This is a genomic window from Maricaulis sp. (assembly GCF_048269565.1).
Lineage (GTDB): Bacteria > Pseudomonadota > Alphaproteobacteria > Caulobacterales > Maricaulaceae > Maricaulis.
In genome coordinates, this window is the sequence record NZ_JBLXIK010000002.1 from 355,273 (window position 1) to 376,557 (window position 21,285).

General features: G+C 63.6%; 22 protein-coding genes. 20 read left to right on the forward strand and 2 right to left on the reverse strand.

The window, feature by feature from the left end; translation table 11 throughout:
* The first annotated feature begins 33 nt into the window (after positions 1-33).
* From ACN0YL_RS05205 to infB, 16 genes are all read left to right on the forward strand, one after another.
* Complete coding sequence (locus ACN0YL_RS05205) at positions 34-663, forward strand: malonic semialdehyde reductase (protein WP_417497269.1); 630 nt, start codon at positions 34-36, stop codon at positions 661-663.
* A gap of 9 nt (positions 664-672) precedes the next feature.
* Positions 673-1,314: a tRNA (adenosine(37)-N6)-threonylcarbamoyltransferase complex dimerization subunit type 1 TsaB gene (gene tsaB, locus ACN0YL_RS05210; protein ID WP_417497270.1), complete on the forward strand. Its 642-nt coding sequence runs from the start codon at positions 673-675 to the stop codon at positions 1,312-1,314.
* Positions 1,315-1,358: 44 nt separating this feature from the next.
* Positions 1,359-1,802, forward strand: coding sequence for a GNAT family N-acetyltransferase (locus ACN0YL_RS05215; RefSeq protein ID WP_417497271.1), 444 nt, complete (start codon positions 1,359-1,361; stop codon positions 1,800-1,802).
* 10 nt (positions 1,803-1,812) lie between these two features.
* Complete coding sequence (locus ACN0YL_RS05220; protein ID WP_417490258.1) at positions 1,813-2,232, forward strand: Fur family transcriptional regulator; 420 nt, start codon at positions 1,813-1,815, stop codon at positions 2,230-2,232.
* Between the two features lie 22 nt (positions 2,233-2,254).
* A complete protein-coding gene (locus ACN0YL_RS05225; RefSeq protein WP_417497272.1) occupies positions 2,255-3,508 on the forward strand; it encodes a TCR/Tet family MFS transporter in 1,254 nt (417 codons plus the stop codon).
* A gap of 107 nt (positions 3,509-3,615) precedes the next feature.
* A complete protein-coding gene (gene miaB / locus ACN0YL_RS05230) occupies positions 3,616-4,986 on the forward strand; it encodes a tRNA (N6-isopentenyl adenosine(37)-C2)-methylthiotransferase MiaB (protein WP_417497273.1) in 1,371 nt (456 codons plus the stop codon).
* Positions 4,983-6,008, forward strand: a complete 1,026-nt coding sequence (locus ACN0YL_RS05235; protein WP_417467982.1) for a PhoH family protein — start codon at positions 4,983-4,985, stop codon at positions 6,006-6,008. Before miaB ends, ACN0YL_RS05235 begins: the two co-directional genes overlap by 4 nt.
* Positions 6,009-6,013: 5 nt before the next feature.
* Positions 6,014-6,496 carry an rRNA maturation RNase YbeY gene (gene ybeY / locus ACN0YL_RS05240; RefSeq protein ID WP_417497274.1) on the forward strand — a complete coding sequence of 161 codons (483 nt, stop codon included), beginning with the start codon at positions 6,014-6,016 and terminating at the stop codon, positions 6,494-6,496.
* On the forward strand, positions 6,489-7,388 hold the full coding sequence (locus tag ACN0YL_RS05245) for a transporter associated domain-containing protein (protein WP_417497275.1): 900 nt from the start codon (positions 6,489-6,491) through the stop codon (positions 7,386-7,388). The genes ybeY and ACN0YL_RS05245 overlap by 8 nt, the downstream gene beginning before the upstream one ends.
* Positions 7,385-8,995, forward strand: a complete 1,611-nt coding sequence (gene lnt, locus ACN0YL_RS05250; protein ID WP_417497276.1) for an apolipoprotein N-acyltransferase — start codon at positions 7,385-7,387, stop codon at positions 8,993-8,995. Before ACN0YL_RS05245 ends, lnt begins: the two co-directional genes overlap by 4 nt.
* An 87-nt stretch (positions 8,996-9,082) precedes the next feature.
* The gene (locus tag ACN0YL_RS05255) at positions 9,083-9,505 is read left to right on the forward strand and encodes a helix-turn-helix domain-containing protein (RefSeq protein ID WP_417467975.1); all 423 of its coding nucleotides are present in this window, start codon (positions 9,083-9,085) and stop codon (positions 9,503-9,505) included.
* A gap of 43 nt (positions 9,506-9,548) precedes the next feature.
* Positions 9,549-10,274: a tRNA (guanosine(46)-N7)-methyltransferase TrmB gene (gene trmB / locus ACN0YL_RS05260; protein ID WP_417497277.1), complete on the forward strand. Its 726-nt coding sequence runs from the start codon at positions 9,549-9,551 to the stop codon at positions 10,272-10,274.
* 94 nt (positions 10,275-10,368) lie between these two features.
* Entirely contained in the window at positions 10,369-10,902 is a 534-nt protein-coding gene (gene rimP, locus ACN0YL_RS05265; RefSeq protein WP_417497278.1) for a ribosome maturation factor RimP, read from the forward strand.
* Between the two features lie 31 nt (positions 10,903-10,933).
* Positions 10,934-12,652, forward strand: coding sequence for a transcription termination factor NusA (nusA, locus tag ACN0YL_RS05270; protein WP_417467970.1), 1,719 nt, complete (start codon positions 10,934-10,936; stop codon positions 12,650-12,652).
* Between the two features lie 40 nt (positions 12,653-12,692).
* Positions 12,693-13,253, forward strand: a complete 561-nt coding sequence (locus ACN0YL_RS05275) for a DUF448 domain-containing protein (RefSeq protein WP_417490513.1) — start codon at positions 12,693-12,695, stop codon at positions 13,251-13,253.
* Positions 13,254-13,412: 159 nt separating this feature from the next.
* Entirely contained in the window at positions 13,413-16,019 is a 2,607-nt protein-coding gene (gene infB, locus ACN0YL_RS05280; RefSeq protein WP_417497279.1) for a translation initiation factor IF-2, read from the forward strand.
* 81 nt (positions 16,020-16,100) lie between these two features.
* Here the strand turns inward: infB and ACN0YL_RS05285 are convergent, their stop codons facing one another.
* Both ACN0YL_RS05285 and ACN0YL_RS05290 read right to left on the reverse strand, forming a co-directional pair.
* A complete protein-coding gene (locus tag ACN0YL_RS05285; RefSeq protein ID WP_417497280.1) occupies positions 16,101-16,595 on the reverse strand; it encodes a nuclear transport factor 2 family protein in 495 nt (164 codons plus the stop codon).
* Positions 16,592-17,092, reverse strand: coding sequence for a nuclear transport factor 2 family protein (locus ACN0YL_RS05290; protein ID WP_417497281.1), 501 nt, complete (start codon positions 17,090-17,092; stop codon positions 16,592-16,594). The genes ACN0YL_RS05285 and ACN0YL_RS05290 overlap by 4 nt, the downstream gene beginning before the upstream one ends.
* Before the next feature lie 256 nt (positions 17,093-17,348).
* Between ACN0YL_RS05290 and rbfA the strand changes: the two genes are divergently transcribed.
* The 4 genes from rbfA (at position 17,349) to pnp (ending at position 21,255) form a co-directional block, all read left to right on the forward strand.
* A complete protein-coding gene (gene rbfA / locus ACN0YL_RS05295) occupies positions 17,349-17,768 on the forward strand; it encodes a 30S ribosome-binding factor RbfA (protein WP_417497282.1) in 420 nt (139 codons plus the stop codon).
* Positions 17,769-17,842: 74 nt separating this feature from the next.
* Positions 17,843-18,817 (forward strand): tRNA pseudouridine(55) synthase TruB, encoded by a 975-nt coding sequence (gene truB, locus ACN0YL_RS05300; protein ID WP_417490270.1) that lies wholly within the window; start codon positions 17,843-17,845, stop codon positions 18,815-18,817.
* Between the two features lie 9 nt (positions 18,818-18,826).
* On the forward strand, positions 18,827-19,096 hold the full coding sequence (rpsO, locus tag ACN0YL_RS05305) for a 30S ribosomal protein S15 (protein WP_417467960.1): 270 nt from the start codon (positions 18,827-18,829) through the stop codon (positions 19,094-19,096).
* Positions 19,097-19,125: 29 nt separating this feature from the next.
* On the forward strand, positions 19,126-21,255 hold the full coding sequence (gene pnp, locus ACN0YL_RS05310; protein ID WP_417497283.1) for a polyribonucleotide nucleotidyltransferase: 2,130 nt from the start codon (positions 19,126-19,128) through the stop codon (positions 21,253-21,255).
* The last annotated feature ends 30 nt before the right edge of the window (positions 21,256-21,285 follow it).

The following is a 21,285-nucleotide window of genomic DNA, read 5'->3' on the forward strand; positions in this document are numbered from 1 at the left end:
CCACAACATCAATTCTCGCTGCGGAGACACAACATGTCAGGCGAAGTGACCAGCAAACCCACGACCAATACCGTCATCGATGAAGCCGCGATCGCGCAGATTTTTCTCGATGCGCGCACCTATAATGATTTCGAGCCGACGCCGATCCCCGAGGAAACGCTGAAGCGTTTGTACGACATCACCAAAATGGGTCCGACCAGCGCCAATAACTCGCCGGCCCGCTTTGTGTTTGTCCAGTCGGCCGAAGCCAAGGCGCGCCTCAAGCCGTTCCTGGCTGAAGGCAATGTCGACAAGACGATGAAGGCCCCGGTGACGGTGATTTTCGCCTGGGACGAGAAATATTATGACAGGATTCCCCAGTTGATGCCGCACAATCCGGGCGCGCGTGAATGGTTTACCGGACCGGGTGCCGAGCTCAATGGCCGCCGCAATTCCGTGTTGCAGGCCGGGTATTTCCTGATTGCGGCGCGGGCGCTGGGGCTGGATACCGGCCCGATGACCGGATTTGACGCTGCCGGTGTCGACGCCGAATTCTTTGCCGGCAAGCCGGGCACGGAAAACTGGAAATCGGACATCTTGATCAATCTCGGGATCGGCACCACCAAGAACCTGTTCCCGCGTCTGCCGCGTCTGAGCTTCGACGAAGCAGCGCAAATCCTCTAGATCGCGTCCATGGCCTTATTGGTGATCGACACGACCGGTTCTGATTGCTCCGTGGCGCTACGCGTCGCGGGGCAGGCGGATCTGTGTCACAGCGATGCCATCGGCCGCGGCCATGCCGAGCGCCTGGCGCCGATGGTCGCCGGGGTGCTGGAGCAGGCCGGACTGCAAGCCTCGCAGATCTCCCGCATTGGTGTCACCACCGGCCCGGGCAGTTTTGCCGGCAGCCGTGTCGGGGTCGCCTTTGCCCGGGGTCTGGCCCTGGCCAGCGGTGCCGAGGCGGTGGGGATCGGCAATCTGGAGGTTCTGGCGCAAGGTGCGGCAGTTCCGGGCCCGCTCGCCGTCCTGCATGATGCCAAGCGCGGTGACATCGTGCTGCAGGTCTGGAATGGCGGCACGGCAGGCGCGCCGGAATTGCTGGCGCTTGGCGATGTCGCCGGCCGTATCCTCGCGCTCGCCGGTCCTCGCGGCCATCTCGCCGGCAGTGGCGCGGCCCTGCTTGAGCTGGACGGATATGTTGATCTGGCGATGACCGCGATCAGCCTTCCGGCCCTGCTTGACCTCGCCGGGCGTGTGGACGCCGCCAGCGCGCCGCCCGTGCCCTTTTATGCGCGGCCACCCGACGCGAAACTGCCCGGCGGCGTGCAGCCTTGAGTGCGGTCCGGATCGAGTGCACCGGACCGGATTCGGCGGCGCGCATGGCCGATGTCCACGCCGTTTGCTTTCAACGCTTCTGGTCCGCCGGCGAGATCGCCGCGATGATGCAGATGCCGACCACGCTCGGTCTCGTGGCGCGCAGCGGCGGTGCGACGGTCGGGATGGCGCTCTACCGCATTGCTGCCGACGAGGCCGAACTGCTGACGATCGGTGTCGTGCCGGAACGGCGCGGCCAGGGTGTCGGCGAGCAGATCCTGTTGCGCGGCGAGCACGAAGCCGCTGCGCGCGGGGCCCGGCGCATGTTTCTCGAGGTTTCCACACTCAACACCGCCGCCAAATCACTGTATCTCGGGCGCGGTTACGTCCAGATTGGTTGCCGGCGCGGCTATTATGGCGATGGCAGCGACGCGCTGGTCCTTGAAAAAACGCTCGCCAGCGATGGACAGGGCAGCGATTTCAAGCTTATCACTCCACTAAGCGAATAGGGGAAATCACATGCCGGACCGGATCGAGAAGCTTTGCGTCGACAAGGGCCTGCGGATGACCGACCAACGCCGGGTGATCGCCCGGGTTCTGTCCGACTCCGATGATCATCCCGATGCCGAGGAACTCCACCGCCGCGCCGCCGCGGAAGATCCGCGCATTTCGCTGGCGACCGTCTATCGCACCGTGCGCCTGTTCGAGGATGCCGGCATCATCGAGCGCCATGATTTCCGCGATGGCCGCTCGCGCTATGAGGAAGTCGGCGAGGATCACCACGACCATCTGATCGATCTGAAGTCGGGCGAAGTGATCGAATTCGTCAATGAGGAGATCGAGCGGCTGCAGGAAGCGGTCGCGCGCAAGCTGGGCTACAAGCTTGTCGATCACCGCATGGAGTTATACGGCGTACCGCTCAAGAGCGCCGGGGAGTAGGCGCCCCGATCGAGGAGCGGTCATGACCGCACGCGCACCCGGCAAGCACGCCTTTGTCTTCATTTTCATTACCGTCCTGGTCGACATGATCGGTTTCGGCATCATCATTCCGGTGATGCCGCAATTGATCATGCAGCTGACCGGACAGTCGGTGGAAAACGCTGCGGTGCTGGGCGGCTTGCTGATGGGCACTTTCGCCTTCACCCAATTCATCTGCGCCCCGATCATTGGCGGGCTCAGCGATCGCTATGGGCGCCGCAATATTCTCCTGTTCGCCATGCTCGGTTTCACGCTCGATTACATGATCATGGGCACGGCCACGAGCTTCGCGGTGCTGTTCATCGGCCGCATGCTGTCGGGCGTGTTCGGCGCGACCTATACGACGGCGAACGCCTATATCGCCGACATTACCGACGCCAAGGACCGGGCCGGCCGGTTCGGCATGATGGGGGCGGCTTTCGGGCTTGGCTTCATTCTCGGGCCGGCGATCGGTGGCGTGCTGGGCGATGTCGATCCGCGCTACCCCTTCTTCGCCGCCGCGGCTCTGGCGGGGGCCAATTTCATCTATGGCTATTTCATCCTGCCCGAGACGCTGAGCGCCGAGAACCGGCGGCCGTTCAGGATCCGCCGCGCCAATCCGTTTGGCTCGCTGATCCAGATGCACAAATACCCCGTCGTCTTCGCCATGCTGGCCGCGGCCTTTCTCTTCTTCCTGGGCCATGCGGCCTTCCCGGCGCTGTGGACCTATTTCTCGACCCTGCGCTTTGACTGGACCCCGCGCGATATCGGCATCTCGCTGATGGCGGTAGGACTGGCGTCGGCGATTGTCCAGGGCGGGCTGACGCGGATCGTCGTGGCGAAGATCGGTGAGTGGAAGGCGTTTGCGATCGGCTTCTCGATCGCGGCCCTGGCCTATGTCGGCTATGGCCTGGTCAGCGAAGTCTGGGTTTTCTACGTCATCATGGCGTTTGGCTCGCTGTCGGGGATTGGCGGGCCGGCGATGCAATCGATCTGCACGCGCCTGGTACCGGCCAACAGCCAGGGCGAATTGCAGGGCGCGATGTCGAGCCTGCAGAGCCTGTCGATGGTGATCGGTCCGCTGACTCTGCCGCTGGTGTTTCGCTATTTCACCACCGATGAGGCGCCGGTCTATCTGCCCGGAGCCGCCTTCCTGCTGGCGGCCGTCCTGACGGTCATGGCGCTGATTGTCGGCCTGTCTTCGCGCGGCAAAGACACCACAACCCTCAAGAATGCAGTGCCCGCCGAGGCCGAGTGAGGCGGCAGGCCTTGCCTTGACGGCGAGTTTCGCCCATAACCCGCGGCTTCCCCGGCATGGACCCGGACGCAAACAAGTCGACCGGTCGCGGTTGCCCCAGAGTGACGATGAGCTCGACGCGTAAACGCCTTTATATCAAGACCTATGGTTGTCAGATGAATGTCTATGATTCCGAGAGGATGAAAGACGTTCTGACGCCGCTGGGCTATGAGACCTCCGATGAGGCCGAAGGCTCCGATCTGGTCATCATCAATACCTGCCATATCCGCGAGAAGGCGGCGGAAAAGCTGTATTCCGATCTCGGACGCCTGCGCCCCTTCAAGGACGCCAAGGCGGAGAGCGGCGGCATGACGATCGCGGTTGCCGGCTGTGTCGCCCAGGCCGAGGGCCCGGAGATCATGCGCCGCGCCCCGACCGTCGATCTCGTGGTCGGACCGCAGAGCTATCACAAGCTGCCCGAACTGATCGCCCGCGCCCATCGCGCCCGCGGCGAGGCGCTGGATACGGAATTCGAGGTCGAGGACAAGTTCGACCTCCTGCCGGCAGAACGCCATGTCGAGGGCTATTCGGCCTTTGTGACCGTGCAGGAAGGGTGCGACAAGTTCTGCACATTCTGCGTCGTGCCCTATACGCGTGGCGCCGAATGGTCGCGCCCGGTTGACCAGCTGGTCGACGAAATCCGCCGCCTTGCCGCCAAGGGCGTGCGCGAAATCACCCTGCTGGGCCAGAACGTCAACGCCTATCATGGCGCCCCGCCAGCCGGCCGCGAGGCCGACGGGCCCTGGGGGCTGGGTCAGCTCCTGCGCCATATCGCCCTGATCGGCGGCATTGAGCGCGTGCGCTATCTCACCAGCCATCCGCGCGACATGGATGAGGATCTGATCGCCGCCCATCGCGATGAAACCAAGATCATGCCCTATCTGCACCTGCCGATTCAGAGCGGGTCGGACCGGATCCTCAAGGCGATGAATCGCCAGCACACCTATGCCGAATACGCCGAGCTGATCGCCCGCATGCGCGAGGTGCGCCCCGATATCGCGATTTCCGGCGATTTCATTGTCGGCTTCCCGGGCGAGACCGATGCCGATTTCGAGGACACGATGAAATGCGTGCGCGAGATCGGTTATGCCAGCGCTTTCTCCTTCAAGTATTCGCGTCGTCCCGGCACGCCGGGCGCGGCGATGCCGAACCAGATCGACGAGACGGTGAAGACCGAGCGCCTGCACGCGCTCCAGGCCCTGCTCGACGAGCAACAGACCGGCTTCAACCGCTCCCAGATCGGCCGCACCCTGCCGGTACTGTTCGAGAAAGCCGGACGGATTGCCGGGCAATTGCACGGGCGCAGCCCCTATCTGCAGTCGGTGCATGTCGACGGACCGGCTGAACTGATCGGGCGTATCGGCATGGTCCGGATCGAGGACGCGTCGCGCAATTCCCTGTCAGGACAGCTGGTGGGTGCGGAGCAAGACGTCGCGTGAAGCCGCCCAAAACCACCCCCTCGAAAACCCGTGCCGCCAAGCCGCGCCGTGAAGTCTCCGAAGGCCTGCATTTCGACGATGTCGAACGGCTGCGCGCCATGGTCGGTGCCGGTGACCGCTTCCTGATCCTGATCGAGGAGGAGCTCGGCGTGCGGCTGAGCGCTCCCGGCGGTGGCCAGATCGTGATCGCTGCCGGTGACCCGCAGGCGCGTGATGATGCCAAGCGTGTGCTCAAGGGCCTGTATGCCAGTCTCGCCCACGGCCTGACCTGTGACGAGGCGACGGTGCGCGCCGCCCTGCGCATGCTCGATGGCGGTGATGTTCCGGTCCAGCCCGATGACGGCGTCATCCGGGTGCCGCGCGGCGCCAGCCTGATTGCCCGCACCGAGGGCCAGCGCGCCTATGTCCGGGCCCTCAAGAATGAAAAGGCCTATGACCTGATCTTCGGCGTCGGCCCGGCCGGCACCGGCAAGACGCTGCTGGCGGTCGCCTATGGCGCCTCGATGCTGGTGCAGCGCAAGTTCGAGAAACTCATCATCACCCGCCCGGCGGTCGAGGCGGGCGAAAAGCTCGGCTTCCTGCCCGGTGACCTCAATGAGAAGGTCGATCCCTATCTGCTGCCGGTCTGGGACGCGCTCGCCGATACGCTGGGGCGGGCCGAGCTGGAGCGCATGCGCACCGATGGCCGTATCGAGGTGGCGCCGATCGCCTTCATGCGCGGCCGTACGCTCAACCGCGCCTTCGTCATTGTCGACGAGGCCCAGAATACCTCGCGCGCCCAGATGCAGATGGTGCTGACCCGGCTGGGTGAGGGCTCCCGCATGGCGGTCACCGGCGATCCGAGCCAGTGCGATTTGCTGCCGCGCGATCCATCCGGCCTGCCGCATGCGCTGGAAATTCTCGCCGACACCAAGGGTGTCGCCGCGATCCGCTTTACCCGGGATGATGTCGTGCGCCATGATCTCGTGGCCCGTATTGTTGCGGCCTATGAAGATGATCTGAAAAAGCGGGGCGGAGCCTGAGTGCGATGAATGCTGTCGATGTCATCGTCGAGGACGAGGCCTGGAACACGATCGAGGGCAAGAACCGCCTGATCGAACAGGCCATTGCTGCCGCTGACGCGGAAATCAGCGATGCCTTGCCCGGGGTTATTGCGATTCTGCTGACCGATGATGCGGCGATGAGCGAGCTCAATGCCCGCTTCCGGCAAAAGCCGCAGCCGACCAATGTGCTGTCCTTTCCGGCGTCGGAACACACGGTCAACCATCTCGGCGATATCGCCCTGGCCTCGGGCGTGGTCATGCGTGAGGCCGGCGATCGCGCCCTGCCTCCGGCCGACCACTTGCGTCATTTGATCGTGCATGGATTCCTGCATCTTCAGGGCTATGATCACCAGGATGATGACGAGGCCCTGGTCATGGAAGAGATAGAGCGCCGGGCTCTGGCGCGGCTGGGTCTTGCCGACCCCTATCGGGACAATGCAGGCGGCGGGATGGATGCCGATGAGTAGTGTGGACGACAATTCCGACGACGATACCCGATCATGGTTCGGGCGGATTTTCGGTGAGCCTGAAGCCTCCGCAAAGCCGGATGAACCTGCAGATCCGGTCAAGCTGCCCGCGACGCCCGCTTTCAAGATCGATCCGGATGCCCTCGACGAGCTGGGCGTTGTCGATGTGATGGTGCCGCGCGCCGACATCACCGGCGTCGAGGTTTCCACGCCGCTGGGCGAACTGGTGCGCACCTTTGCCAGGGCGGCGCATTCACGTCTGCCGGTCTATCGCGAGACCCTCGATGATCCGATCGGCGTCGTGCACATCAAGGACCTGATTGTCCACCTGACGCCCGATGAAGCGGGCGAGCGCGAGCCGGGCTGGGCTGATCGCCAGGTCCTGCCGGCGATGACGCGGCCGCTGCTCTTCGCCCCGCCCTCGATGCGCGCCACCGATCTGCTGCGCCGCATGCAGGGTCGCCGCATGCACCTGGCTCTGGTCGTCGACGAATATGGCGGCACGGACGGGCTGGTGACATTCGAGGATCTGATCGAGCCGATCGTCGGTGATATCGAGGACGAGCATGATGATGAGGATGCCCCGGCGATCCGCGCGCGCGGGCCGGGTGTCTGGGATGTCGAGGCGCGGGCCGAGATCGATGCCTTCGAACAGGTGGTCGGCGAAGAGATCGCCGGTCCCGACGAGGACGAGGATGTCGACAGCCTCGGCGGTCTCGTCTTTACGCTGACCGGCCGGGTGCCCGAGCGCGGCGAGGTGATCCGGCACCCCAAGGGCTATGAGTTCGAGGTGCTGGAGGCCGATCCGCGGCGGATCAAGCGGATGCGGGTCCGGGCAACACACTGGACCCATGCCGCTGCCGTGGCGGACGAGGGAGCCGACCAGCCTTGACCCGCCATGCCTGGTACTCGCCCGGGCGGCTACGCACAGGGATCGCTGCCGCCAGCGGCTGGCGACTGGCCCTGATCCTGTTTGTTGCCGGCGCGCTGTCGGCGCTGGCGATGGCGCCGGTCTTTGCCTGGCCGGTCCTGATCCCGACCCTGGCGATATTGCTGTGGACGGTCGATGGCGCCCGTCGCCGGGCCCTGCCGCTGCGCAGCGCCTTCTGGCGCGGTTTCCTGTTCGGCTTCGGCTATTTCCTCGCCGGCATGTTCTGGCTGGCCTATGCCTTCATCAACCGGGGCGCGGAATACATTCCGCTGATCCCGTTCGCGGTTCCGGCGCTGGCCGCGCTGCTGGCCGCCTTCTGGGGCGGCGCCATGGCGAGCTATGCGCTGCTGGCGCAGCGTTCGGAATGGCGGGTGCTGGTCTTTGCCGTCTGCCTGGCGGTGTTCGAATGGTTGCGCGGGCATTTGTTCGGCGGCCTGCCGTGGAACCTCCCCGCCTATGCCTGGCCTGCCGGCGGCGCGATCAGCCAGGCGGCGTCCTGGTTCGGCGTCTACGGGCTTTCCCTGCTGACGCTGCTGGTCCTGGTTTCGCCGGCTGTCGCGGTCGGACCGGTGCTGCGCCTGAAGCGCCTGATGCCGGCCATGGCCGGCGCGGCAATCCTGCTGATCCTGTTCAGTTTCGGCGCCCTGAGGCTGCAGGAACCCGACCCGGGCGTCGAGCCGGGGGTGCGGCTGCGGATCGTGCATGCCTCGATCACCCAGGCGGAGAAATGGGGTCCGGATGGCGCCCTGCTGGCCCGCGATCGCTATCTCGGCCTCACCGCAGCGCCCGGTCTCGACGAGGTCACCCATGTATTGTGGCCGGAAGGCGCCTTGCCGATCTATATGCTCGAGGACGGGGCAAGCCTCAGCCTGATTGGCGAGCTGTTCGCCCATGACCAGATCCTGATGTCCGGGATCAGCCGGCGCGTCCTCGGTCCGGACGACGACGAAACCTATTACAATTCGCTCGCTGTGCTGCGCTATCAGGGCGGTGCGCCGCGCATTGTCGGGCTTTATGACAAGACACTGCTGGCCCCGTTTGGTGAAAGCATCCCGTTGTCCGGCCTGTTGTCGATGATCGGTTTCGCCGATTTTGCCCGGCTGCAATACACGCCCGGCGACGGGCCTTTCGTGATGGATCTGCCAGGTGCGCCGCCGGTGATGCCGCTCATTTGTTATGAAGGCATCTTCCCCGGTTTCGTCCGCGCCGGCACGCCGCGGCCGTCCTGGCTGTTCAATCTGTCAAACGATGCCTGGTTCGGTGAAACCAGCGGTCCGCAGCAGCATGTCAACCAGACCCGCTATCGTTCGATCGAGACCGGTTTGCCGATGATTCGCTCGGCCTCACGCGGTGTTTCGGGCGTTATCGACGCCTTTGGCCGCATGCCGCTGGCGATCGCGCCCGCCAGCGAGGGCGCCTATGATGTCGATCTGCCGCGACCGATCGCCGCCCCGCTTTATGCCGTCTGGGGCGACTGGTTATTCTGGATTGTGAACGGGTTGGTGATTGCAGGCATCATTTTCCAGCGACGTAAAGTGGTAGAAAAATATTTAAAATTCATCCGGTGAACAGATAGTGATGATGCCGTGCAGCCTTGCCCATGTTACGTTTCGGCTGCAATCGACGGGCACAAGGCCCGCAAATGAGGTGAATACATGCAGAAGGTGAACCCCCGCGTCCCCAATCCGGTCGACATGCATGTGGGGTCAAGAATTCGGCTGCGGCGTCAGTTGATGAAAATGAGTCAGGAAAAACTGGGCGATGAGCTGGGTGTGACTTTCCAGCAGGTCCAGAAATACGAGCGCGGTGCCAACCGGGTTGGCGCGAGCCGGCTTTACCGCCTGTCGCGCGTGCTTGAAGTGCCGGTGCAGTTCTTCTTTGAGGATCTCGCCGACAAGCCGATGGTCTCCGGCATGGCCGAAGATGACCAGACGCCGATTGTCTACAATTTCATCCAGAGCTCCGACGGCGTTTCCCTCGCGGAGGCGTTTTCCAAGATCAGCGATGCCAAGGTAAGGCGGCGCGTGCTCGAGCTGGTGCGCACGCTGGCGGCTGAAGAAGACGAGCTGGCGCACTGACGTTGCGCGTGCAGGCGGCGAAACAATTCGCTATGCCGTCCGGATGACTGACCAACTCAATGCCTCCGGAGACTTCCGGCTGTTCGGACGCGCCAAGGGCAAGCCGCTCTCGGCGCGCCAGCAGGCCCTGATCGACGACCTTCTGCCGGCGCTCGACCTGCCGGCGGAGGGCGAGGTCGTGCCCGCGCGGCTACTGCCCGGCCAGCAGGCGCATGTGCTGGAGATCGGTTTTGGCAGTGGCGAGCATATTGTCGCCCAGGCCACCGCCCACCCGGACAATCTCTATATCGGGATCGAGCCCTTCCTCAACGGGGTCGCGAAGGCGCTGGCCGGGGTTGATGAGGGCGGATTGACGAATGTGCGCCTGCACCGCGGCGACGCCCGCGATGCCCTGCCGCGTTTTGCCGACGCGTCGATCGACCGGATATTCCTGCTTTTCCCGGACCCCTGGCACAAGAAGCGCCACGCCAAGCGGCGTTTCATCCAGCAATCCACCCGCGACGAGTTTGCCCGCATCCTCAAGCCCGGCGGTCAATTGCGCATCGCGACCGATGTGAAATCCTATGCCGACCATGTCATGGCCGAATTTGCCGGCGATGACCGCTTCGACTGGACCGCCCGGCAGGCCGATGACTGGCGCCTGGCGCCGGCCGATCATGTGCGCACCCGCTATGAAACCAAGAATCTGGGCGATTGCGCGCCGGTCTTCATGGACTTCGTCTGCCGTGGTGGCGACGCCTTGCCAAGCGCGGCCAAGGCGTCTATATAAGCGCCATACACAAGTTCGATTGCATTGGATGATGCTATCGAGCGGTCGCCTAACGGCGGCCGCTCTTTTTGTTACTGCAGACGGAGCCGCTGGCTTGAAGACGAAGACACCACAGGATCTCCGCATCCTCAATCTGGCCGAGCCGGTTGCCGCCGAACTCGGGCTGGAGATTGTCCGCGTGCGGGTCCTGTCCGGCAAACGCGCCCGCCTGCAGATCATGGCCGACCGGCCCGAGAGCGCCATCGGCGTCGAGGATTGCGCAGCCCTGTCGCGCGGCATTTCCGGTGCCCTGGAAACCGAAGACCCGATTTCCGGCGAGTATGATCTCGAGGTCTCCTCACCCGGTATCGACCGCCCCTTGACCGCCCTGCCGCATTTTGCGCGCTGGGAAGGCAATGAGGCCAAGGTTGAACTCGACCGCCTCGCCGATGGCCGCAAGCGCTTCCGGGGCATGCTGGCCGGCGTCGAGGACGAGAATGTCCTGCTCGATGTCGAGGGCGAAGAGGATACGACGCTGATCCCGTTTGACTGGATCAACGATGCCAAACTGGTTTTGACGGACGCCTTGATCGAGGCGAATTTGAAAGCGCGCGCCGAGGCGCCCGCGACGACCGAAGGAGACGAATGATGTCGCAGTCCATCGTAACGGGGAACTTCCGATGAGCATTGGTGTCAGCGCCAACAGGCTTGAATTGCTGCAGATCGCGCGTGCCGTTGCGGCCGAGAAGTCGATCAGCGAAACGATCGTGATCGAAGCGATTGAAGAAGCGATTCAAAAGGCTGCTAAATCCCGCTACGGCGCCGAAAACGATATCCGGGCCAAGATCGATCCGAAGACCGGCGAATTGTCGCTGACCCGTTGCATGACGGTCGCCGAAGAAGTCGAGAATGACAGCCAGGAAATCTCGCTCGCCGAAGCGCGCAAGATCGACAAGACCGCCGAGATCGGCACCGTCTTCTCTGACGAGCTGCCGCCGATCGAGTTCGGCCGTGTCGCCTCGCAGACCGCCAAGCAGGTCATCACGCAAAAAGTGCGTGAAGCCGAGCGTGCGCGCCAGTTCGAGGAATACAAGGACCGTGTCGGCGAGATCATCAATGGTATCGTCAAGCGCGTCGAATACGGCAATGTGATCATGGATCTCGGCCGCGCCGAGGGCATTATCCGCCGCGCCGACGGCATCCCGCGCGAGAATCTGCAGACGAATGAGCGCGTGCGTGCCTATATCTATGATGTGCGCGAGGAAGTCCGCGGTCCGCAGATCTTCCTGTCCCGCGCCCATCCGGACTTCATGGCCGCCCTGTTTGCGCAGGAAGTGCCTGAAGTCTACGAAGGTATTATCGAGATCTCGGCGGTTGCCCGTGATCCCGGCAGCCGCGCCAAGATCGCCGTCATCTCCAATGACGCGTCGATCGACCCGGTCGGTGCCTGTGTCGGTATGCGCGGTTCGCGCGTCCAGGCCGTGGTCTCCGAGCTGGCAGGCGAAAAGATCGATATCATCCCGTGGTCGGATGACCCGGCGACCTTTATCGTCAACGCGCTGCAGCCGGCCGAAGTGTCCAAGGTCGTCCTCGACGAGGAAGACCGCCGCATCGAGGTTGTGGTGCCCGACGAGCAGCTGTCGCTGGCCATCGGCCGCCGTGGCCAGAATGTCCGCCTGGCGTCGCAACTGACCGGCTGGTCGATCGACATCCTCACCGAGGAAGAAGAATCGGAACGCCGCCAGCGCGAATTTGCCGAACGCACCGCCCTGTTCACCGGCGCGCTCGATGTCGACGAAGTCATCGCCCAGCTGCTGGCGACCGAAGGCTTCACCGATGTCGCCGACATCGCCTATGTCAGTCTCGGCGAAATCGCCGCGATCGAAGGTTTTGACGACGACACCGCCGAGGAAATCCAGGCCCGCGCCCGTGATTATCTCGAGCGCCTTGCCAGCGAGCAGGATGCCAAGCGCAAGGAGCTCGGTGTCGAGGACGCGCTGCTCGAGGTCGAGGGTATTGATTTGCCGATGGCTGTTGCGCTCGGCGAGAATGACGTCAAGACGGTCGAGGACCTCGCCGGTCTCGTCACCGACGATCTGCGCGGCTGGTTCGAGACCGTCAATGGCGAACGCGTGCGTCAGCCCGGCGTGCTGGAGGCTTTCGAGCTGTCCGCCGATGATGCCGAGATGCTGATCATGCGCGCCCGCGTCGTCGCCGGCTGGATCTCCGAGGAGGACCTGCCGGTGCGTGAAGTCGAGGAAGTCGAGGATGAAGATCCCGATGCCCACGTCTTCGACGTTGAAAATATGGATCTGGCAGAGCTGGAAGCCGAGGCCGCGGCATTGGGCCTCGACCTCGACGAGGCTGCTGCCGGCGAGGAGGAACAGAAGGCTGACTAATCCGAAGGCGGCGACACAGGCGATCCGGGAGAAGCGTTGCATCGCTTCCGGAGAGGTCAGGGACGAGGCGGAGCTTATCCGCCTGGTTGTTGGCCCGGGAGACGAGGTCTTCCCCGACATCGCCGCCAAATTGCCCGGCCGCGGCATCTGGATCAGTGCCGACCGGGCCTCGGTTGAATTGGCCGCCCGCAAGGGGTTGTTCAACCGGTCAGCCGGACGGGCCGTCAAGGTTCCCGACGGCCTGGCCGACATGATCGAGGCGCAGCTTGCCGCCCGCGCACTGAGCCTTCTGGGCCTGGCGCGGCGGGCCGGTGAAGTCGCGCTGGGATTTGATGCCGCACGCATCGCCCTGAAGGCCGGACGGCCGGCCTGGCGGATCGAGGCGGTTGACGGTGCCGAGGATGGACGGGTCAAGCTCGACCGTCTGACCGAGGCAGCTTGGGGCGATATTCCGGTTGCAGGCGGGTTTACCGCCGAGCAATTGGGCGAGGCCCTCGGGCGCGGCACGGTCGTGCATGGAGTGCTTACCGGAGGTTCGCAGGTGCGCGCTTTCGGGGTGACGATGGGAAAGCTTGACGGCTTTCGGCCGCCGGCTTCCTGAACCGGGAGCTGCGGCGCATGCCGCAACAGCGGTTGAATACGGGGTGGAGGTCGCTAGGTTAGCGATCCTTCATGCCGGATCAGGTATGAACAGCGCGGATTTCCGGCACTCGGCTACCGGAAAAGCCCGTCAAACGATAGCCGAACTTGGAAGGCTCGCATGAGCGACGCAGACGACAATAATTCCTCCGGCCGCCGGCCGCTCTCTCTGAAACGACCCGGTTCGGGCACCGTGCAGCAAAGTTTTGCGCGCGGACGTTCGAAGGCCGTGGTGGTCGAGAAGAAGCGCAAACGTGTGGTGACGCCAGGCAAGGACTCCGGTCCGGCCGGCGGGAGGGGCCCAGGTGGCGCCGGCGCCAGCAAGGGTGAGTCCGCGCTGGCCGCAAAGGCCAGACAGCTCGGCCTGTCCGAGGAAGAACTCGTCGCGCGTCAGCGCGCGATCGCCCGGGCCCGGGCTGAATCGGCTGAGCGCGAAGCCAAGAAGAAGCAGGAAGAAGCCGAGCGCGCCGCGCGGGCCGATGCCGAGCGTCAAAATCTTGACGAGCTGAAGGCCCGTGAAGCCGATCAGGCCAAGGAAGCGCAGCGCGAGGCCGAAGCGGCCGCCGAGGCTCGCCGCCTGGCCGAAGCCGATGCGTCACGCGCAGCCAGCGACGGCCCGAAAAAGGGCGATGGCGAAGCACGCCGCAAGCCGGTCGCCGAAAAGCGTCCGCAGCGTCCGCTCGACGGCGCCGATCTGCCCGATCCTGCCGCAACGCTCGACGCCATGGGCGGCCGCGTCAAACGCAAGGGTCCACCGGTCAGCGCCGGCCCGGCCAAGCCCGGCCAGCAGCAACCGGCCCGCGCCAAGGCCGACAGCCGCCGTCGTGGCAAGCTGACGATCCAGAACATCCTCGAGGGTGATGAAGAGCGTCAACGGTCACTCGCCTCGGTCCGCCGGGCGCGTGAACGTGAGAAACAGCGCCGCAGCGATGGCGCGACCGCACGCGAGAAAATCTCCCGCGAGGTCGTGATTCCGGAATCGATCACCGTGGCCGATCTGGCCAACCGGATGGCCGAGCGCTCGATGGACGTCATCAAATATCTGATGAAGCAAGGCCAGATGGTCCGCATGGATGATGTGCTCGAAGCCGATGATGCCGAGCTGATCGTCGAGGATTTCGGTCACACCGTGAAACGGGTGTCCGAGTCTGACGTCGAGACCGGCTTTATCGCCAGCGATGATCCGGAAGAGAGCAAGGTCAAGCGCGCGCCGGTCGTGGCCATCATGGGCCATGTCGATCACGGCAAGACCTCGCTGCTCGACGCCTTGCGTTCAACCGATATCGCCTCCGGCGAAGCCGGCGGGATCACCCAGCATATCGGTGCCTATCAGGTGCAGCTGAAGTCGGGCGAGAAGATCACCTTCCTCGACACGCCCGGCCACGCCGCGTTCTCGGCCATGCGTTCGCGCGGGGCTGAAGCGACCGATATTGTCATCCTCGTGGTGGCGGCCGATGATTCCGTGAAGCCGCAGACCATCGAGGCGATCAAGTTCGCCAAGGCGGCCGGCACGCCGATCATCGTTGCGGTCAACAAGATCGACAAGCACGAAGCCGATCCGCAAAAAGTCATCACCGACCTGCTGCAGCACGACATTGTCGTTGAGGCCATGTCCGGTGAGGTCCAGTCCGTCAATGTCTCCGCCAAGAAGCGGATGGGCCTTGATGATCTGACCGATGCCATCCTGCTGCAGGCCGAATTGCAGGATCTCAAGGCCAATCCGGACCGCGATGCCGAAGGCGTCGTGATCGAGAGCAAGATCGACAAGGGCCGCGGCTCTGTCGCGACGGTTCTGGTGCGCCGCGGCACGCTGAAGCGTGGCGATCTGGTTGTCGCCGGTGGCCAGTGGGGCCGTGTGCGCGCGCTGACCAATGAGCGTGGCCAGACGGTTGCCGAAGCCGGGCCTTCGGTCCCGGTCGAGGTTCTCGGTCTCGATGGTGCGCCGGATCCGGGCGAAATCTTTGCCGTGGTCGAGAATGAAGGCCGGGCCCGCGAGATCGCGATGTACCGCCAGCGCAAGACGCGCACGGCCTCGGGCGGCCAGAATGCCGGCCTGGGCACATCGCTCGAGCAGATGATGGCGCGCCTGCAGGAAAACCAGACCAAGGAAATGCCACTGCTGATCAAGGCCGATGTGCAAGGTTCGGCCGAGGCCATCAAGCAATCGCTTGAGGCGTTGGGCAATGACGAGGTCCAGGCCAAGATCGTCCAGGCAACAGCTGGCGGCGTCAATGAAGGCGATGTCCTGCTGGCCAAGTCGTCCGGTGCACCGATCTTCGCGTTCAATGTCCGCGCCAACAAGCAGGCGCGCGACCTGGCCGAGCGTGAGAAGGTCGAAATTCGCTATTATTCGGTGATCTATGATGTCATCGACGATGTGCGCAATACGATGGAAGGCATGCTGGCTCCGGAGAAGCGCGAAAACTTCATCGGTTACGCCGACATCCTGGAAGTCTTCAACATCACCCGCTTCGGCAAGGCTGCCGGTTGCCGCGTGACCGAAGGCGTCGTCAAGCGCGGCTGTGGCGTTCGCCTGCTGCGCAACGACACCGTCGTGCACGAGGGCCATCTGTCGACCCTGAAACGCTTCAAGGAAGAAGTGAAGGAAGTGAAGGCCGGCACCGAGTGTGGCATGGGCTTCATCGAGTATCAGGACATCCAGAAGGGCGACAAGATCGAGTGCTTCGAGATTATCGAAGTGCCGCGCAAGCTGGAAAGTAACGGCTAGATCCGGTCTCCGGACTGCAATCATGAAAAGGGCGGCCTCATCGGGCCGCCCTTTTTGCTGTCGCGAAAGCTGCGCGGGGGTCTATTGCGCCGGGATCAGGCCCTGCTCGGGTGCGGCGTAGTTGGCGAAATCCTGATGGTGGACAACCAGCCCGTCGCGCACCGTGATCACGCTGACCTGGTCGGCCCGCCAGCGAAAGGTCTGGCCTTCGGTTCCGGTCGGGTAGAGGGCATTGACATGCCCCGTGAAGACGACCCGGCCATTGCTCGCGAAGACCGTCTCCCAGACGAAGCCCAGTTCGATCGGATTATAGGTGCCGATGAAGTCCCGCAGCATGGCCAGGCTGGCGTCGCGGCCCTCGCGGTGAATCCCGTCCGGGCCAAGGCCGTCGCCGAGCGCCGTCGGGTCGTCGAACACCATGTCTTCAGCCATCATGGGCTCCATGGCGTCGATATCGGCGGCCGAATAGGCGTCCATATAGGCCCGGGCAATGGTTTCGGCGTCGGGCGCGTCCTGCGCTCCGGCGCCGGCCGACAGGGTCATGATCGCGGCCAGGGCCAGCAGGGTGCGTTTCATTTTTCTCTCCTGATTTGACGGGATGGGTGTGTCGGCAGCTCGCGAGCGCCTGCGAAGTCGGTGTAGTCCCGATGCTCGACGACCTTGCCGCCCTGCACGGTGATGATTGTGATGATCGGATAGACGAAACGCCGCTCGCCGATCCCGGTTTGATAGCTGACCACTGTGCGGCCATCGAAGATCACCGCATCCGACGACTCGTAGCTGCGCTCGATCTCATAGCTCAATTGCTCAATGCCCCAGCTGGAAATGCCGGCGATGATGGCATCGGCCCCCCGCCAGTCGATCGGCGGGGTGATCTGCGGAATCGCCAGTGAGGTGGGATCGATGAAACGCGCTGTTTCGGCATAGAGCGCCCGCATCGCATCATGGTCCTGGCGCTGATAGGCCGCGAGATAGGCCTCGGCGATGTCGCGTGAGCTGCCGGCCGTGCCCGCCGCCGTGGCCGGCGCAGCCAAAGTCAGGCAGGCGAGTAGGCAGAGGACAAGTCGGTTCATGGCAGGGCTCCGGCCGGGATGGCGGTCTTCACGATGTTTCGCTCTGCCCTGTGTGCGGCCTGCAGCGGCCCGATCGCAAGACACGAGCCCGCACGCGGGCGTCACATTTTCGCGCGCTTCTTGAACAGGCTGTAATCCGGACCATGTTGACGGGGCCGTTCTCCGGCTCTTGCATCCCCCGCGCAACCGGCGTACACCCGCGCGCCTTGCCGGTGCAGCGATTTGACGCCTGTGCCGCCGACCCCGGAGAGGTGTCATGGCCCGTAGACCAACCCGCGAACCGAAAACATCCACACAGCGTCAGCTCCGGGCCGGCGAGATCATCCGCCATGCGCTCGTGACGCTGCTGGCGCGCGGGGATCTGCGCGACCCCGAGCTGGAAAAAGCCCTGATCACGGTCAGCGAAGTGCGCATGAGCACGGATTTGCGGGTGGCGAAAGTCTATGTCGCGCCGCTCGGTCCCGGTGAACCGGCTGCGCTGGCCAAGGCACTCAATCGCGGCGCCGGCTTCCTGCGCGGACGGCTGGGGCGCGAAATCGAGCTGAAATTCACGCCGGAACTGCACTTCCACGCCGACAACAGTTTCGAGACCGCCAGCCATGTCGATCAATTGCTGGCGCGTCCCCAGGTGCAGCGCGACCTGCATTCCGATGATGAGGATGGCGGCGAGGACTGACCTGGCGGCACCGGACCGTATCGGAATGGCGATCCGCACTGCCCCGCCCTGGCGAACAGATTTGAGAGACAGACATGGCCCGCAAGAACAAGGGTCAGGACATCCATGGCTGGGTGATCCTGGACAAGCCTTTCGACATGACCTCGACCCAGGCCGTTTCGGCGGTCCGGCGCCTGTTTGACGCCAACAAGGCGGGCCATGCCGGCACGCTCGATCCACTGGCGACCGGTATTCTGCCGATTGCGCTGGGCGAGGCGACCAAGACGGTTCCCTTTGCGATGGAGGGCGAGAAGGTCTACCGCTTCACCGTCAAATGGGGCGAGCGCACCGACACGCTTGATGCCGAGGGTGCGGTGATCGCGACTTCGGACCTGCGCCCGGAACGCGCGGAGATCGAGGCCGTCCTTGAGCGCTTCACCGGTGAGATCCAACAGGTCCCGCCGATCTATTCCGCGATCCGCGTCAATGGCGAGCGCGCCTATGACCTGGCCCGCGATGGCGAGGAAGTCGAGCTCGAGGCGCGCACGATCCGGATTGATGACCTGGCGTTGACCGACTGTCCCGATGCCGACCATGCCGTGTTTGAGATGCGTTGCGGCAAGGGCTCCTATGTGCGCGCCATGGCGCGTGACCTCGCTCATGCCCTGGGCACGGAAGGTCATGTGGTGGCGCTGCGGCGGCTGGTGGTCGGGAGCTTCACAGAGGCAGAATCCACAACGCTGGACGGATTGCGAGAAATGGCTCATAAGGGCGCCGCTTCGGAAGCTTTGCTCCCGGTACAGACCGCGCTGGACGACATCCCGGCGTTGGCCATAACCGACGAGGAAACATCCAATCTGAAGCTAGGACGGTCGATCGTCCTGCTCCCGCGTCAAGCGCAAGAGCTCAAAGCCAGTCGGCGCCCTCTCACCATAGCGGGCAAGGATTGTACTTTCATGGCTCTGGCGACCCTGGACGGGCAGGCAGTGGCAATCGGCGAGGCGCGGGCCGGAAAGTTCCAGCCCGTGCGTGTTTTCAACTTGCCCCGCCAAGGGGTCGACAGAGTTTAGGAGAACCCGATGTCGATTACGCAAGAGCGCAAATCCGCGCTCATCTCAGAGCATGCCCGTGGTAGCGCAGATACTGGCTCGCCGGAGGTCCAGGTGGCCATCCTGACCGAGCGGATCGCGAACCTCACGGAGCACTTCAAGACCCATAAGAAGGACAACCACTCGCGTCGCGGCCTTCTGAAAATGGTCTCCCAGCGCCGCCGTCTTCTCGATTATGTGAAGAATAAAGACGATGCTCGTTACCGGGCAATCATCGAGAAGCTTGGCTTGCGCCGCTGATCCGCGACCGCATCCGTACGAAAGACGATATGTTCGATATTCAAAAAGAAACGATCGAGTGGGAGGGCCGCCCTCTCACTTTCGAAACCGGGCGTGTAGCCCGTCAGGCCAATGGCTCGGTCATGGTGACCTATGGCGAGACGACTGTTCTCGCCACTGCCGTTGGCGTCAAGACCGTCAAGGAAGGGGCCGACTTCTTCCCTCTCACGGTCAATTACCAGGAAAAGACCTTTGCCGCCGGCAAGATCCCGGGCGGGTTCTTCAAGCGCGAAGGCCGTCCGTCGGAAAAAGAGACGCTGACCTCGCGCCTCATTGACCGTCCGATCCGTCCGCTCTTCCCCAAAGGCTTCAAGAACGAAGTCCAGGTGATGCTGACCGTGCTCTCGCACGACATGGAAAACGATCCCGACATTGTCGGCCTGATCGGCGCTTCTGCCGCCCTGGTCCTGTCGGGTCTGCCCTTCATGGGACCGATCGGCGCCGCCCGCGTCGGTTATATCGATGGCGAATACGTCATCAACCCGCCTGTCTATGACATGGTCGACAGTGCCCTTGACCTCGTGGTCGCCGGCACCGGCGATGCCGTCATGATGGTTGAATCGGAAGCGAAAGAGCTGTCCGAGGAAATCATGCTTGGCGCCGTCATGGCCGGTCACAAGGCTTTCCAGCCGGTGATCGATGCGATCATCCGTCTGGCCGAAAAAGCCGCGAAAGAGCCTTGGGATTACGAGCCGGAAGATCATTCCGACATTGAAGCCAAGGTTCGTGATCTGATCGGTGACGAACTGGCTGCGGCCTACACGCATGTCGACAAGACCGAGCGTTATGCGGCTGTCAATGCGGCCAAGGCCAAGGCTGTCGCAGCCCTGGCCCGTTCCGACGACAATCCTGACGGCGTTGCCGGCACGGTTCTCAAGGACGTGATGAAATCGGTTGAAGCCTCCATCGTTCGTGGTGGCATCATCAAGACCGGCAAGCGTATCGATGGCCGTGCCCTCGACCAGGTCCGTCCGATCGTGTCCGAGGCGGGTATCCTGCCGCGCACCCACGGTTCGGCCCTGTTCACCCGGGGTGAAACCCAGGCGATGGTCGTGGCCACGCTCGGCACCGGCGAAGACGAGCAATTCGTCGACGATCTGACCGGGACCTATAAGGAGCGCTTCATGCTCCATTATAACTTCCCGCCATATTCGGTCGGTGAAACCTCCTTCCGCCTGGCTCCGGGTCGTCGCGAAATCGGCCATGGCAAGCTTGCCTGGCGCGCTGTTCGTGCGGTTCTGCCATCGCATGCCGACTTCCCCTACACGATCCGTCTCGTGTCGGAGATCACCGAATCCAATGGTTCGTCCTCGATGGCCACCGTGTGTGGTGCCTCGCTGGCGATGATGGATGCCGGCGTGCCTCTGACGCGTCCGGTTTCGGGTATTGCCATGGGCCTGATCAAGGACCCTGAAGGCGTTGCCGTGTTGTCCGACATCCTGGGTGATGAAGATCATCTCGGCGATATGGACTTCAAGGTTGCCGGTACGGCCGAAGGTGTCACATCGCTGCAGATGGACATCAAGATCGCCGGTATCGACGAGACGATCATGCACACGGCCCTCGACCAGGCGAAGGGTGGGCGCATGCACATCCTCGCCGAGATGGCCAAGGCGCTCGACACCTCGCGCACCGAGCTCGGCGAATTTGCGCCGCGCATCGAAACCATCACCATCCCGACCGACAAGATCCGTGACGTTATCGGAACCGGCGGCAAGGTGATCCGCGAGATCGTCGAAAAGACCGGTGCCAAGGTCGACGTCAATGATGAAGGCGTGATCAAGGTCTCGTCTTCGGATGCGTCCTCGATCAAGGCTGCGCTCGACTGGATCATCGGCCTCACCGCCGAGCCTGAAGAAGGCAAGATCTACAAGGGCAAGGTCGTCAAGGTCATGGACTTTGGTGCCTTCGTGAATTTCTTCGGCCCGAAAGACGGCCTGGTCCACGTTTCCCAGCTCCGCAATGAGCGCGTGAACCATCCGTCCGACCTGCTGAAGGAAGGCGATGAAGTCTACGTCAAACTCCTCGGCTTCGATGATCGCGGCAAGGTTCGGCTGTCGATGAAAGTCGTCGACCAGGAAACCGGTCTCGAAATCGCCAAGGATGCCGCAGAGGCGTAAGCCCCTCCGGTCCTGGTGATCAGAAACTGA